This is a genomic window from Pseudomonas sp. KBW05, from assembly GCF_003852405.1.
Lineage (GTDB): Bacteria > Pseudomonadota > Gammaproteobacteria > Pseudomonadales > Pseudomonadaceae > Aquipseudomonas.
Genome location: NZ_QAJM01000008.1, coordinates 102,567 through 117,306, shown reverse-complemented (window position 1 = coordinate 117,306; position 14,740 = coordinate 102,567). Strand labels below are relative to the sequence as shown.

Annotated in this window: 12 protein-coding genes and 1 riboswitch; of the genes, 4 read left to right on the top strand and 8 right to left on the bottom strand. The window is 62.5% G+C overall.

What is annotated here, in order from left to right; translation table 11 throughout:
* The first annotated feature begins 30 nt into the window (after positions 1-30).
* On the top strand, positions 31-450 hold the full coding sequence (locus tag DBR46_RS30495; protein ID WP_368666068.1) for a GNAT family N-acetyltransferase: 420 nt from the start codon (positions 31-33) through the stop codon (positions 448-450).
* 140 nt (positions 451-590) lie between these two features.
* Here the strand turns inward: DBR46_RS30495 and DBR46_RS08240 are convergent, their stop codons facing one another.
* The 4 genes from DBR46_RS08240 to DBR46_RS08225 form a co-directional block, all read right to left on the bottom strand.
* Positions 591-1,355 carry an ABC transporter ATP-binding protein gene (locus tag DBR46_RS08240; RefSeq protein WP_124525751.1) on the bottom strand — a complete coding sequence of 255 codons (765 nt, stop codon included), beginning with the start codon at positions 1,353-1,355 and terminating at the stop codon, positions 591-593.
* On the bottom strand, positions 1,352-2,356 hold the full coding sequence (locus tag DBR46_RS08235) for an iron ABC transporter permease (RefSeq protein WP_124525750.1): 1,005 nt from the start codon (positions 2,354-2,356) through the stop codon (positions 1,352-1,354). Before DBR46_RS08235 ends, DBR46_RS08240 begins: the two co-directional genes overlap by 4 nt.
* The gene (locus tag DBR46_RS08230) at positions 2,353-3,363 is read right to left on the bottom strand and encodes an ABC transporter substrate-binding protein (RefSeq protein WP_124525749.1); all 1,011 of its coding nucleotides are present in this window, start codon (positions 3,361-3,363) and stop codon (positions 2,353-2,355) included. Before DBR46_RS08230 ends, DBR46_RS08235 begins: the two co-directional genes overlap by 4 nt.
* Positions 3,364-3,479: 116 nt before the next feature.
* Positions 3,480-3,674: riboswitch (cobalamin riboswitch) on the bottom strand.
* Positions 3,675-3,879: 205 nt separating this feature from the next.
* Positions 3,880-5,262 (bottom strand): aldehyde dehydrogenase family protein, encoded by a 1,383-nt coding sequence (locus tag DBR46_RS08225; protein WP_124525748.1) that lies wholly within the window; start codon positions 5,260-5,262, stop codon positions 3,880-3,882.
* A gap of 103 nt (positions 5,263-5,365) precedes the next feature.
* On the opposite strand from DBR46_RS08225, the gene DBR46_RS08220 reads away from it, so the two are divergent.
* Complete coding sequence (locus DBR46_RS08220; RefSeq protein WP_124525747.1) at positions 5,366-6,238, top strand: LysR family transcriptional regulator; 873 nt, start codon at positions 5,366-5,368, stop codon at positions 6,236-6,238.
* A 108-nt stretch (positions 6,239-6,346) separates the two neighbouring features.
* Here the strand turns inward: DBR46_RS08220 and DBR46_RS08215 are convergent, their stop codons facing one another.
* Complete coding sequence (locus DBR46_RS08215) at positions 6,347-6,556, bottom strand: hypothetical protein (RefSeq protein ID WP_124525746.1); 210 nt, start codon at positions 6,554-6,556, stop codon at positions 6,347-6,349.
* A 99-nt stretch (positions 6,557-6,655) separates the two neighbouring features.
* Positions 6,656-7,852, bottom strand: a complete 1,197-nt coding sequence (locus DBR46_RS08210; RefSeq protein WP_124525745.1) for an amino acid aminotransferase — start codon at positions 7,850-7,852, stop codon at positions 6,656-6,658.
* A 343-nt stretch (positions 7,853-8,195) separates the two neighbouring features.
* On the opposite strand from DBR46_RS08210, the gene uvrB reads away from it, so the two are divergent.
* Positions 8,196-10,211, top strand: coding sequence for an excinuclease ABC subunit UvrB (gene uvrB, locus DBR46_RS08205; RefSeq protein WP_124525744.1), 2,016 nt, complete (start codon positions 8,196-8,198; stop codon positions 10,209-10,211).
* A gap of 120 nt (positions 10,212-10,331) precedes the next feature.
* On the opposite strand, the gene DBR46_RS08195 is transcribed toward uvrB, so the two are convergent.
* Positions 10,332-11,822, bottom strand: coding sequence for an MDR family MFS transporter (locus DBR46_RS08195; protein WP_177414018.1), 1,491 nt, complete (start codon positions 11,820-11,822; stop codon positions 10,332-10,334).
* 49 nt (positions 11,823-11,871) lie between these two features.
* Positions 11,872-12,918, bottom strand: coding sequence for an HlyD family secretion protein (locus tag DBR46_RS08190; RefSeq protein ID WP_124525741.1), 1,047 nt, complete (start codon positions 12,916-12,918; stop codon positions 11,872-11,874).
* A gap of 196 nt (positions 12,919-13,114) precedes the next feature.
* Between DBR46_RS08190 and gltX the strand changes: the two genes are divergently transcribed.
* A complete protein-coding gene (gene gltX, locus DBR46_RS08185) occupies positions 13,115-14,596 on the top strand; it encodes a glutamate--tRNA ligase (protein WP_017737872.1) in 1,482 nt (493 codons plus the stop codon).
* Positions 14,597-14,740: the final 144 nt, after the last annotated feature.

Genomic DNA, 14,740 nt, shown 5'->3' with positions numbered 1-14,740 from the left:
CTGGCCTTTGTACAACAGGCCCGCGCCGAGATGTTTCCCAAGCTCAGCGATGCCGGTGTGCCGAATGATCTGGCGCAATTTGAGGCGACCTACCTTCAAGGTGACGGGCGCTTTCTGATCGCCTGCAATGCCGGTCAAATCGTCGCTGCCATTGGCTACCTGCCGTATGACAACCGGTTCCCCCAGCTGAGTTATCAGGGCCGCAAGACGGTGGAAGTGGTGCGCTTGTTTGTGCTGCCGGCGTTTCGGCGCTTTGGTTTGGCGGGGGCGTTGTATCGCGCGCTGGAGGCAACGGCGCAGGCGGATGGGGTGGAGGTGATGTACCTGCATACCCATCCGTTTTTGCCGGGGGCGATTGATTTTTGGCTTCGGCAGGGGTTTGAAGTGATTGATGTCGAGGCGGACCCGGTGTGGCAGACAACGCATATGCAGCGAACACCGCAGATCTAATGTGGAAATGATCATGTGGGAGCTGGCTTGCCTGCGATGGCGGCGGGTCAGCTTGCATCTCTTCAACTGACAGACCGCTATCGCAGGCAAGCCAGCTCCCACAGTTGAATTGTGTTGTTTGGGCGTCCGCGCTTAAGCCTCTAGTTCGAGCGCAGTCGCAAGATCTGCGCCCCATCAAACGGGTCCGTCAGGTAATGCGCCTGCACCCCGAACGTCTCCTGCAACCGCTGCGGCGTCAGCACGTCCAACGGCTTGCCCAGCGCCACCAACCGCCCGCGATCCAGCACGGCCAAGCGGTCACAGGTCAGCGCCTGGTTCAGGTCATGCAGCGCAATCAACGTCGTCACCGGCAGCGCTTGCACGCCCTTCAAAATGCCAAGCTGATGCTGGATATCCAGGTGGTTGGTCGGTTCATCCAGCAACAAGATCTGCGGCCGCTGCGCCAAGGCGCGGGCGATGTGTACGCGTTGGCGCTCGCCGCCGGAGAGGCTGCGCCACGCGCGTTGGCTCAGGTGGGTGGCGTCCACGTCATGCAAGGCCTGGCGCACGATGCTGTCGTCGTCGACGGACCACGGGCTCAGCGCCGACAGCCACGGCGTGCGGCCCAAGGCCACGGCGTCGAACACGCGGATGGCGTCGTCGGTGTCGGCTTGTTGCTCCACCACCGCCAGTTGCTGCGCAATCACGCGGCGAGATAACTGCCCCAGGCGTTGGCCGCCCAGCCACACCTCACCAGTCGCAGGTGTGCGCAACCCGGCCAGCAACTTGAGCAAGGTGGATTTGCCGGAGCCGTTCGGCCCGACAATGCCGAGGGTTTCTCCCTGCGCGACGTCCAGATGAATATCGCGCAGCAACTCGGCGTCACGCACCTTGAAGCCCAGGCCGCGGCAACTGAGCATGCTCATCGTGCGTTCCTCCGCCCGATCAGAATCAGCGCAAACACCGGCGCGCCGACCAATGCGGTGACAACACCGACCGGAATCACCTGGCCCTTGATCAAGCTGCGCGACAGCACATCCGCCGCAATCAAAAACAGCGCACCGCCCAGCGCACTGGCTGGCAGCAAGCGCGAATGCCCAGTGCCCAGCAACAGGCGCACCGCGTGGGGAATCACCAGCCCGACAAAGCCGATGGAGCCGACAATCGACACCATCACCGCCGTCACCAGCGCCGCGCAGCCTACCAGCACAAACTGCACGCGCCGCACCGGGATGCCGAGGGACGCCGCCGAGTCGCTGCCAAAGGTGAACGCATCCAGCGCGCGACGGTGCCACAGGCACACCGCCAAGCCCACGAGCGCCACCGGCACGGCCAGCCATACCGACGGCCAGCGCACGCCGCTTAGGTTACCCAGCAGCCAGAACATGATGCCGCGCGCCTGTTCGGAGCTGGCGGATTTGGTGATGAGGAACGCGGTCAGCGCATTGAATAGCTGTGAACCGGCAATGCCGGCGAGGATGATCTGCCCGGTGCCGCTGGACGAACCGCTGGCCCGCGCGAGCAAAATCACCAGGGCGAACGCGGCCATGGCGCCGACAAATGCGCCTGCCGACAACGAAATCAAACCACCACCCACGCCGATCAACGCCACCAACACCGCACCGGTCGAGGCACCGGCGCTGATGCCCAGCAGGTACGGGTCGGCCAATGGGTTGCGCAGCAGCGACTGCAAGATCACCCCACAGGTCGCCAGCCCGGCACCGCACGCGGCGGCGACCAGGGCGCGGGTCAGGCGGTAGTTCCACACCACGCCTTCGTCGATGGGGTCCAGCACGTAGCCGGCGCCCCACAGTTTATTGGCCAGCACCTGAAGCACGACCTGCGGCGAGATGGCGGTTTCACCGATGGCCACGCCGGCGAGCACGGCGGCCAGGAGCAGGGCCAGGGCGAGGAGGGCACGCATCATCGCGGCAGATCGTAGCCGTCGATGGCCGTCGCCAGTTGTTCAAGGCCATCGAACATGCGGATGCTGGCCTGCAACGCCAGGGCATCGAGGATGATGATGCGGTTGTTTTTCACCGCGTCCATATTGCGCGTGACCGGGTCGCTGCGCAGGAAGGCGAGTTTCTTTTCATGGTCGTCGGCGGGGTAGCGGCGGCGGTCCATGCGGGCGATGACGAGGAAGGTCGGGTTGGCCTTGGCGATGGTTTCCCAGCCAACGGCGGGCCATTCTTCATCGGACTGCACCACGTTGTGCAAGCCGAGGGTTTGCAGCATGAATTCGGGGATACCCTTGTGCCCGGCCACGTACGGATCGCTGGCCATCTCGGCGCTGGAGAACCACACCAGCGCGCTGGCCTGCTTGAGGCCTTTGCTCTGCACGGTGGCGACGGACTTGGCCAGGCGTGCCTTGAGCTCGTCGTTCAGCTGTTGGCCTCGATCCTGTACGTCGAAAATCGCCGCCAACTGGCTGATGCTTTTATAGATGGTGTCGATGCGGAACGGCTCCAGCCGCGTGCCGTCGGCGCCCACCAGGTTGTCTTTGCCTTCGCAGTCGGAGGGCAGCAGGTAGGTGGGGATTTTCAGCTCGTGAAACTGCTCGCGGGTGCCCACCACGCCTTGCGCACCGACCACCCATTCCAGTTCGGCGGCCACCAGTTGCGGGCGCTTGGCGATCACTGCTTCGAAGCTCGGCTCGTTATTGGCCAGGCGCTCGATGCCGTCGTTCAATGTCTTGAACTGCGGCAATACGTTGTTGAACCACAGCGACGTGCCGACCACTTTATCGCCCACGCCCAAGGCGTAGAGCATCTCGGTGGCGGCCTGGCCGATGGTCACGCTGCGCGCCGGGGCTTGTTGGAAGGTGAGGGTGCTGCCGCAGTTTTCCAGCGTCAGCGGGTAGTGGGTCGGCGCGGCGTGGGCCAGGGCACAGAAACCCAGGCCGGTGAGCAGGGCGGTAACGCGTGGCAGCATGGGGCAATCTCCGTTTGGACCGTACAGTGGACTGGGGAGGTACGGTAGTGGAAATACACCCACGGATACGGCCGCCGGGGCCGCGCAAGGATGTCCTTCCCGGACACCCCGCCGGTTGGTGATAACGCTGGGCCGGCAGGTCTCCTGACTCGTGCGTCATCGCCTCGCTCCGGCCTTCCCGGACAGTGTCCAGTGGCAGTGGGGAGCAGGCTCGGCACCTACAGTTGCGGGGGCAGTTCCGATTGGCGCGACGGGCCGCGCTTCGGATTCCCTGTTAGTCCCCTTCGGGAACCGGCGCGCCATGGTAGTCGATCGGGCCCGTGAAAACACCGGAAATCAACTGTGCAAGGGGGCTAGTCAGCCAGGAATTGGCAAGCGTAAAAAGCAACCTGTGGCGAGGGAGCTTGCTCCCGTTGGGCCGCGAAGCGGCCCCAGCTTTTAAGGGCTGGGACTGCTGCGCAGTCCAACGGGAGCAAGCTCCCTCGCCACCGGTACAGCGTTCGTCCTGTCAGTGGGTTATTTGCGATCCAGCCACACGGTCTGCGCATTGCAGAATTCCCGCACGCCAAAGTGCGACAGCTCACGGCCAAAGCCACTCTTCTTGATCCCGCCAAACGCCACCCGAGGGTCGGAAACACTGAACGAGTTGACGAAGATCCCACCAGTTTCCAGCCTGTTGGCGATATCGCGCGCTTTCGCCGCATCGGTGGTGAAGATGCTGGCCGTGAGGCCGAACTCGCTATCATTCGCCAGTGCCACGGCGTGGTCGGCGTCACGGGCGGTAATGATCGAGGCGACAGGGCCGAACAGTTCCTGTTTGAACGAGGTCATCTGGTCGGTAACGTTGGCCAGTACGGTCGGCTCATAGTAGTTGCCTGTGCCTGCGACTTTATGGCCGCCCAACAGCAGGGTCGCGCCTTCTTCCAGGGTGGCCTGGACTTGGCCGTGCAGCTCGTCGCGCAGGTCGAAGCGGGCCATCGGGCCGATGTAGGTAGCGGTCGAAGTCGGGTCGCCCATCACCAAGGCACGGCTGGCCTCGAGGAACTTGGCGGTAAACGCCTCTACCACGCCGGCTTCGATGATCAGGCGCTTGGCGGCGGCGCAGACTTGGCCGCTGTTCTGGAAGCGACCGATCAACGCAGCTTGCACAGCGGCGTCGAGGTCGGCGTCGTTGAGCACGATGAACGGGTCGGAGCCGCCCAGTTCCAGCACGCATTTTTTCAGCGCGGCCCCGGCCTGGGAGCCGATGGCGATACCGGCGCGTACGCTGCCGGTGAGGGTGACGGCGGCGATACGTGGGTCGGCGATGGCTTTGGACACGCCGTCCGGGGTCACGTTGAGCACTTCGAACAGGCCGTCAGCGAAGCCGGCCTTTTTGAACGCTTGCTGGATCAGGTAGGCGCTGCCCATCACGTTCGGTGCGTGTTTGAGCACGTAGGTGTTGCCGGCGAGCATAGTCGGCACGGCGCCGCGCAGCACTTGCCAGACCGGGAAGTTCCACGGCATCACGGCGAGGATCGGGCCCAGTGGGCGGTATTCGATACGGGCGCTGCCGTTGTCCACCAGGGTCGGTTCCGGTGCAAGCATGGCCGGGCCTTGGGCCGCATACCATTCGCTGAGCAGGGCGCATTTTTCGATTTCGGCACGGGCCTGGGCGATGGGTTTGCCCATTTCCCGGGTGATCATCTGTGCCATGTCTTCGGCTTGCTCACGCAGGGCGGCGGCCAGGGCCAGCAACAGCTCGGCGCGCTGGCTGACCGGCTGGCGGCGCCAGGTGCCGAAGGCGGCGGTGGCGCGGTCGAGGGCGGCGTCCAGCTGCGCTTCGGATTCGTACGGGTAGCTGCCGACTGTTTCGCCGTTGGCCGGGTTGATCGAGAGGGCGTGAGTGGTCGCGTTCATGGCACCGTCCTGCTGAATGGGTAAGTTGAGTTCAGGTTACGGGGCTGGTTGTTTTCTGGAAACTGAATAATATTAAGCAATACATTCACGATTGGAGAATGACTTGGACTTGGTGCAGCTGGAAATTTTCAAGGCCGTTGCCGAACAAGGCAGCATCAGCGCCGCCGCGCAGTTGATTCATCGGGTGCCGTCGAACTTGACCACCCGCATCAAGCAACTGGAGCAGGACCTGGGCGTGGAATTGTTTATCCGCGAGAAGAGCCGCCTGCGCCTGTCGCCGGCGGGCTGGAACTTCCTCGGCTATGCGCGGCGCATCCTCGACCTGGTGCAGGAAGCCCGCGCGACGGTGGCGGGGGAGGAGCCCCAGGGCGCGTTTGCCCTCGGGTCACTGGAAAGCACGGCGGCGGTGCGCATCCCGGCGCTGCTGGCGGCGTATAACCAGAAACACACCAAAGTCGAACTGGACCTGAGCACCGGGCCGTCGGGCACGATGATCGAAGGCGTACTGTCGGGGCGCCTGGCGGCGGCGTTTGTCGATGGGCCGGTGTTGCACGCCACGCTGGAAGGCGTGGCGGTGTTTGAAGAAGAGATGGTGGTGATCGCGCCGTTGCATCACGCGCCGATCACCCGGGGGCAGGATGTTAACGGCGAGAACATCTACACCTTTCGCTCGAACTGCTCCTACCGGCACCACTTTGAACGCTGGTTCTCCCAGGACGGCGCGGTGCCGGGCAAGATTTTCGAGATCGAGTCGTACCACGGCATGCTCGCCTGCGTCAGCGCCGGCGCGGGCCTGGCCCTGATGCCGCGCAGCATGCTGGAAAGCATGCCGGGGTTTGCGGCGGTGAGCGTGTGGCCGCTGATGGACAGCTTTCGGGTGTTGCACACGTGGCTGATCTGGCGGCGGGGCACGGTGTCGCAGAGTTTGAATAGCTTCGTAAAGCTGCTGGAGGAACGCAATCTAGTAGCGACCTAGATCCAATGTGGGAGCGGGCTTGCTCGCGAATGCGGTGTTTCAGTTACACATGTATCGTCTGACACACTGCATTCGCGAGCAAGCCCGCTCCCACATTTTTGATCTTCATCAGCCGCCGAACTGCAGGGTGCCCATCGCAAGTTTGGTCATCAGCGCCGTCGCACCCAGTTGCACCAGCCACAACGCCAGTCCACCGAGGAACACACCCAGCGCCACCTGCAACACCAGGCTTTTCTGCCGCTTGACCTGCGGCGCACGCGGCGCGTAATCATCCAGCTCGTCACGGTCGGCACGCAGGTCCAGGTCGTCGTTTCTCATAAGGATCTCACAGCAAAGGGGCGGGCAAGGTTCAGTCTAGGGGCTGGCGACAAAAAAGGGGAAGCCATTGGCTTCCCCTCCTGTGCAACAGCTACAGGCTTACAGCACCTGAACGATTGCCTTTGTGACCGCGTTGATGTTCGACTGGTTCAACGCCGCCACACAGATACGGCCAGTGTCGAGGGCGTAGATGCCGAACTCGGTGCGCAGGCGGGTGACTTGCTCAACGCTCAGGCCGGAGTAGGAGAACATCCCACGCTGGCGCCCGACGAAGCTGAAGTCGTGGCCCGGAGCGGCCTTGGCCAATTCCGACACCATTTGCTCACGCATGCCACGAATGCGCAGGCGCATTTCTGCCAGTTCGGCTTCCCACTGGGCGCGCAGCTCAGGGCTGTTCAGCACAGCGGCTACAATCGCCGCGCCATGGGTCGGTGGGTTGGAGTAGTTGGTGCGGATCACGCGTTTGACCTGGGACAGGATGCGCGCGCTTTCTTCCTTGGACTCGCCGACGATGGACAGTGCGCCGACGCGTTCGCCGTACAGCGAGAACGACTTGGAGAACGAGCTGGACACAAAGAAGGTCAGGCCCGACTCAGCGAACAGGCGCACAGCGGCGGCGTCTTCGTCGATGCCGTCGCCAAAGCCCTGGTAGGCCATGTCGAGGAACGGCACGAGGTTCTTGGCCTTGACCACGTCCAGCACGTTCTGCCAGTCGGCCGGGCTCAGGTCGACGCCGGTCGGGTTGTGGCAGCAAGCGTGCAGCACCACGATGGACTGTGGCGGCAGGGCGTTGAGGTCTTCGAGCAGGCCGGCACGGTTGACGTCGTGGGTGGCGGCGTCGTAGTAGCGGTAGTTCTGCACCGGGAAACCGGCGGTTTCGAACAGCGCGCGGTGGTTTTCCCAGCTTGGGTCGCTGATGGCGACGACGGCGTCTGGCAGCAGTTGCTTGAGGAAGTCAGCGCCGATTTTCAGCGCGCCGGTGCCGCCAACCGCTTGCACGGTGGTGACGCGGCCAGCGGCCAGCAGCGGCGATTCAGCGCCAAACAGCAGGGTTTGTACGGCCTTGTCGTAGGCCGCGATGCCGTCGATTGGCAAGTAGCCACGGGCGGCATGTTGCGCCACGCGAATGGCTTCCGCTTCGGCAACGGCACGCAAGAGTGGAATCTTCCCCTCCTCGTTGCAGTAAACGCCTACGCCAAGGTTGACCTTGGTGGTTCGTGTATCGGCGTTGAATGCTTCGTTGAGGCCCAGGATAGGATCGCGTGGTGCCATTTCGACAGCGGAGAACAGGCTCATTTTTGCGGCAGCTCTATGGGGGAATGGAGGGACGTGTCGCGCTCCAGCCGAATGCACTAGAGCGGTGCACAAACGGGGAGCTAGTATAGAGGCCATCACCGCCTGAGGCGACAACCGAAACGGCTTTTCGGCCAAGTTTTTCGGTTTATTTGCTGACCGTTAGTCTTATTGCAACATTGGCCGGGCAAGGCGTGTAAGACGATTGCCTTGAAACCCGTCACATTCGCCACCACTTCTACGGCTATCATGGTTTTTTCCTGCTGCCCGCTCTGATTTTTCGTGGGTGGCGGTCTTTTTCGTTCCCGACGGGTTTACAGTCTGGGGTGACTTCAAGAGGTACGTTATGTCGGATTTCCAACTCGTCACCCGCTTTGAACCCGCCGGCGACCAACCCGAGGCGATTCGCCTGATGGTCGAAGGCATCGAGGCCGGCCTGGCCCACCAGACGCTGCTCGGGGTGACCGGTTCGGGCAAGACCTTCAGCATTGCCAACGTGATCGCCCAGGTCAACCGGCCCACCCTGGTGTTGGCGCCGAACAAGACCCTGGCCGCGCAGTTGTACGGCGAGTTCAAGTCGTTCTTCCCGAACAACGCCGTCGAGTACTTCGTTTCCTACTACGACTACTACCAGCCCGAAGCCTATGTGCCGTCCTCCGATACCTTTATCGAGAAGGATGCGTCGATCAACGACCACATCGAGCAGATGCGGCTGTCGGCGACCAAGGCGCTGCTGGAGCGCAAGGACGCGATCATCGTCACCACGGTGTCGTGCATCTACGGCCTGGGCAGCCCGGAAAGCTATCTGAAGATGGTGCTGCACGTTGATCGCGGCGACAAACTCGACCAGCGTGAAGTGCTGCGCCGCCTGGCGGATTTGCAATACACCCGCAATGACATGGACTTTGCCCGCGCCACCTTCCGCGTGCGCGGCGATGTGATCGATGTGTACCCGGCCGAATCCGACCTGGAAGCGATCCGCATCGAACTGTTCGACGATGAAGTCGAGAGCCTGTCGGCCTTCGACCCGTTGACCGGCGAGGTGATCCGCAAGTTGCCGCGCTTCACGTTCTATCCGAAAAGCCACTACGTCACCCCGCGTGAAACCCTGTTGGATGCCATCGAGCACATCAAGGTCGAACTGGCCGAGCGTCTCGAATACCTGCGCGCCAACAATAAGCTGGTGGAAGCCCAGCGCCTGGAGCAGCGCACCCGTTTCGACCTGGAGATGATCCTGGAGCTGGGTTACTGCAACGGCATCGAAAACTACTCGCGCTACCTCTCGGGCCGCGAATCCGGCGCGCCGCCGCCGACCTTGTATGACTACCTGCCCGCCGACGCGTTGCTGGTGATCGACGAATCCCACGTCAGCGTGCCGCAGGTCGGCGCGATGTATAAGGGCGACCGTTCGCGTAAAGAGACGCTGGTGGAATACGGTTTCCGCCTGCCCTCGGCGCTGGATAACCGGCCGATGCGTTTTGACGAATGGGAAAGCATCAGCCCGCAGACCATCTTCGTGTCCGCCACGCCGGGCAACTACGAGGCCGAGCATGCCGGCCGGGTGATCGAGCAGCTGGTGCGCCCGACCGGTCTGGTGGACCCGCAGATCGAAATCCGCCCGGCGCTGACCCAAGTCGACGATTTGCTCTCCGAAATCAACAAGCGCGTGGCCCTGGAAGAGCGGGTGCTGGTCACCACGCTGACCAAGCGCATGTCCGAAGACTTGACCGACTACCTGGCCGACCACGGCGTGCGCGTGCGCTACCTGCACTCGGACATCGACACCGTGGAGCGTGTGGAAATCATCCGCGACCTGCGCCTGGGCACCTTTGATGTGCTGGTGGGGATCAACCTGCTGCGTGAAGGCCTGGACATGCCGGAAGTGTCGCTGGTGGCGATCCTCGATGCCGACAAGGAGGGCTTCTTGCGCTCCGAGCGCTCGCTGATCCAGACCATCGGCCGCGCCGCGCGTAACCTCAATGGCCGGGCGATTCTCTACGCCGACCGCATCACCGGCTCCATGGAGCGCGCGATTGGCGAGACTGAGCGTCGTCGCGACAAGCAGATTGCCTTTAACCTGGCCAACGGCATTACGCCCAAGGGCGTGTTCAAGGATGTCGCTGACATCATGGAAGGCGCCGTCGTGCCGGGCTCGCGTAGCAAGAAGCGCAAAGGCATGGCCAAGGCCGCCGAGGAAAGCGCCAAGTACGAGAACGAACTGCGCTCGCCGAGTGAGATCACCAAGCGGATTCGTCAGTTGGAAGAGAAGATGTACCAGTTGGCGCGGGATCTGGAGTTTGAGGCGGCGGCGCAGACGCGGGATGAGATTGGCAAGTTGCGCGAGCGATTGCTGGCTGTTTGATTTGTAGTGACTGGGCGGGCCTCTTCGCGAGCAAGCCCGCTCCCACTCTTGACCGTGTTCCAACTTTGAAATGCAGTCAAATGTGGGAGCGGGCTTGCTCGCGAATGGGGCTCCACGGTCTCAATGACTCTCCCCAGCCTTCAATCCCGCCGGCAAGGCCTTGGTCAGCAACACCGCAACCATACTGATCCCCAGCGCCAACCCGACAAAGTGAAACGCATCGTTGTAGGCCATGATCTGCGCCTGCTGGTGCGTGATCTCACTGAGCTTGCCCAGCGCCGCCGTGTCGCTGCCGAACGTCTGCGCCAGCGTCGCCAAGCGTTCCGCCACCTGCGGGTTGGTCGGTACCAGCGCCTCGCGTAAATAATCGAAGTAGGTCTTGGTGCGCGCATCCAGCAAGGTCGCCAGCAGCGCAATGCCGATGGCGCCGCCGAGGTTGCGCAGGATGTTGAACAGGCTCGACGCCGAACCCGCGTCCTGGGGCAGGATGTACGCGGTGGCGATCAACGAGATGGTGACCATGATCAGCGGCTGGCCAAGGGCGCGGATGATCTGGATCTGGTTGAACTGGCTGCCGGCGAAGTCCGGGTTGAGCACCCCCGAGGAAAAACTCGCCAGGCCGAACAGGCCGAATCCCACGGTGCATAGCCATTTCGGCGACACGTACTTCATCAGCTTCGGCACCAGCGGGATCAGAAACAGCTGGGGCACGCCCATCCACATGATCACTTCGCCGATCTGCAGCGCGTTGTAGTTCTGGATCTGCGCCAGGTACAGCGGCAACAGGTAGATCGAGCCGTACAGGCCCACGCCCATGCCCAGGCTGGCGATGCTCGACAGGCCGAAATTGCGGTTGGCCAGGATGCCCAGGTTGATCAGCGGGTTGGGCTTGGAGAGCTGCACGATGACAAAGGTGATCAGGCTGAGCAGGGCGATGCTGCCGAGGCTGACGATCAGGCTGGATTCGAGCCAGTCCTTGCGGTGGCCTTCTTCGAGAAACACCTGCAAGCAGCCAAGGCCCACCGCGAGGGTGACGATGCCCAGGTAGTCGGTGCTTTTCAGCAGGTCCCAGTTCGACGCCTTTTTCTCCAGGCCGTAAAGCAGCCCGGCGATCATCAGGAGGCCCGGTGGCACGTTGATGTAGAAGATGTACTCCCAGCCCCAGTTCTCGGTGAGCCAACCGCCGATGGTCGGGCCGATGGACGGGGCGAAGGTGGCGGTCATGGCGAACATAGCCATGCCTTTGGCACGGTGGTGTTCGGGCAGCTTGATCAGGGTGAGGGTGAACGCCAGCGGGATCAGCGCGCCGCCGGTGAAGCCTTGCAGGGCGCGGAACACGATCATGCTTTCCAGGCTCCAGGCCATGGAGCACATCAGCGAGGCGATCAGGAACCCCACCGACACCCACACCGCCAGCCGCCGCGCCGAGAGCAGCTGCACCAGCCAGGCGGTGAGGGGGATCATGATGATTTCGGCGACAAGGTAGGAGGTGGAAATCCACGAGCCTTCTTCCAGGGTGGCTGACAGCGCGCCCTGGATGTCCTTGAGCGACGAGTTGGTGATCTGGATGTCGAGCACCGCCATGAACGCGCCGAGCATCACGCTCATCACCGCGATCCAGTCGCGCCGGGTCGGTTCGCCGACCGGGCGCAGCAGTTGATCACCGGCCATCAGGCTGGTCTTGGATGTTCACTTTGACGGTCACGGACATGCCGGGACGGATCTTGCCGTGAAGGGGGTTATCCGCCGCGAAAGTGAGTTTTACCGGAATCCGTTGTACGACTTTGGTGAAGTTGCCCGTGGCATTGTCTGGTGGCAGCAGGCTGAACTGTGCGCCGGAAGCGGCGAAAAGGCTGTCTACCCGCGCGTCGATGGGCGTGTCGGCGTAGGCGTCGAAGGTCAGTTGGGCTTTTTGCCCGGGCTGCATGTGGCCGATCTGGGTCTCCTTGAAGTTGGCCTGGATCCAGATGTCCTGGTCGGGAACGATGGACAGAAGGTAGGCGCCGGCCTGCACGTACTGGCCGTTGCGCGCGGCGCGCTGGCCGACGAGGCCGCTGATGGGTGCGTGGATTTCGCTGCGGGTGAGGTTGAGTTCGGCCTGGGCCAGGTCGGTCCTGGCGTTGGAAATCAGCGCGTCGAGGCGCTTGATTTCGGCGTTGAGGGCGTTGACCTGCTGGCGCTGGCCCTGCAAATCGGCCTCGGCCATGGTCACCTGGGAGCGGGCGATGTGGTTGTCGGCGGACAGGGTGGTCACGCGTTCTTCCGAGACATAGCCCGGTTTGCGCAGGGTTTGTGCGCGGGACAAGTCGATCTGCGAGCGGCCCAGGCTGGCCTGGCTCGACGCCACTTTGGCCGCGCCGGCGGCGATCAGGCTGGCTTGTTGGGTGAGCTTGCTCTGGGCCTGGGTGCGTTCGGCTTCGCGCATGGCCAGGGCGGCGTTGGCGCGGTCGACGGCGAGGTGGAAGTCGTCGCCTTCGAGCTGCACCAGGAGCTGGCCTTTTTGTACGTGTTCGTTGTCGCCCACCTTCACGTCGACGATGCGTGCGCCGAGCTGGCTGGAGACGCGGGTGATTTCGCCCTGCACGTAGGCATTGTCGGTGCTTTCATAAAAGCGGCCCTTGAAGAACCAGTGGGCGAAGAAACCCAGGCCGATCAGGATCACGATAAACACGAAGATAAACAGGCGGCGCTTGAGTGGGGCTGGCATGGGGGCAGTGTCTGTAACAAGAGGTAATGGAATATAGCCACCCAAGCATCTGTCCAATAGCCATGACTGACGTTGAGACCGAAGCTTGGCCTAAATGCCATGCTCGATAAGGTGGGTGCTGGAGCCCAAGTGCCGAGGGCTGTTACCATTCGCCCCTTGTTTCAATTCTAGTTTTATCGCCCATTCGAGACCCGCCATGACCACCGTCCGCACGCGCATCGCGCCATCGCCTACTGGGGATCCCCACGTCGGCACTGCCTACATCGCCTTGTTCAACTACTGCTTTGCCAAGCAGCACGGTGGTGAATTCATCTTGCGGATCGAAGACACCGACCAGGTGCGCTCGACCCGCGAGTCGGAGCAGCAGATTTTCGATGCCCTGCGCTGGTTGGGCATTACCTGGGCCGAAGGCCCGGACGTCGGCGGCCCACACGGCCCGTATCGCCAGAGCGAGCGCAGCGACATCTACAAGCAGTACACCCAGCAACTGGTCGACATGGGCCATGCGTTCCCGTGCTTCTGCACTGCTGAAGAACTGGACCAGATGCGCGCCGAGCAACAGGCCCGCGGCGAAACCCCGCGTTACGATGGCCGCGCGCTGCTGCTGTCCAAGGAAGAAGTGGCGCAGCGCCTGGCGGCCGGCGAGCCCCACGTGATCCGCATGAAAGTGCCGAGCGAAGGCGTGTGCGTGGTGCCGGACATGCTGCGCGGTGACGTCGAGATCCCGTGGGATCGTATGGACATGCAAGTGCTGATGAAGACCGACGGCCTGCCGACGTACTTCCTGGCCAACGTGGTCGACGATCACCTGATGGGCATCACCCACGTGCTGCGCGGCGAAGAATGGCTGCCATCGGCGCCGAAGCTGATCCTGCTCTACGAATACTTCGGCTGGGAACAACCGCAGCTGTGCTACATGCCGCTGTTGCGTAATCCGGACAAGAGCAAGCTGTCCAAGCGCAAGAACCCGACCTCGGTGACGTTCTACGAGCGCATGGGCTTTATGCCGGAAGCGATGCTCAACTACCTGGGCCGCATGGGTTGGTCGATGCCGGACGAGCGCGAGAAGTTCTCGTTGCAGGAAATGGTCGACAACTTCGACCTGTCTCGCGTTTCCCTGGGTGGGCCGATCTTCGACATCGAGAAACTGTCGTGGCTCAACGGCCAGTGGCTGCGTGACCTGCCGGTGGAAGAGTTCGCCAGCCGTGTGCAGCAGTGGGCGCTGAACCCTGAGTACATGATGAAGATCGCGCCGCTGGTGCAGGGCAGGGTGGAGACGTTCAGCCAGGTCGCGCCGTTGGCCAGCTTCTTCTTTGCCGGGGGGGTGAACCCGGATGCCAAGCTGTTCGAATCCAAGAAACTCTCGGGCGACCAGGTGCGCCAGTTGATGCAGTTGATCCTGTGGAAGCTGGAAAGCCTGCGCCAGTGGGAGAAGGATGCGATCACCGCGACGATCCAGGCGGTGGTGGAATCCCTGGAGTTGAAGCTGCGCGATGCCATGCCGCTGATGTTTGCCGCGATCACCGGGCAGGCCAGTTCGGTGTCGGTGCTCGATGCGATGGAAATTCTCGGCCCGGACCTCACCCGTTTCCGTCTGCGCCAAGCCCTTGATTTGCTTGGTGGTGTCTCGAAGAAAGAAAACAAAGAGTGGGAAAAGCTGTTGGGCGCTATCGCCTAATAAGCCTGCTGCAACGGCGAAACCCCGGTTTTCCGGGGTTTCGCCGGTAAGTGATTGTTATCCCGGCAAAAAACTTTGGAAAATGTTGAAAATAAATTTGACACACTTCCAAAGCGCCATTAAGATTCGCCCCGTCCTCACCGA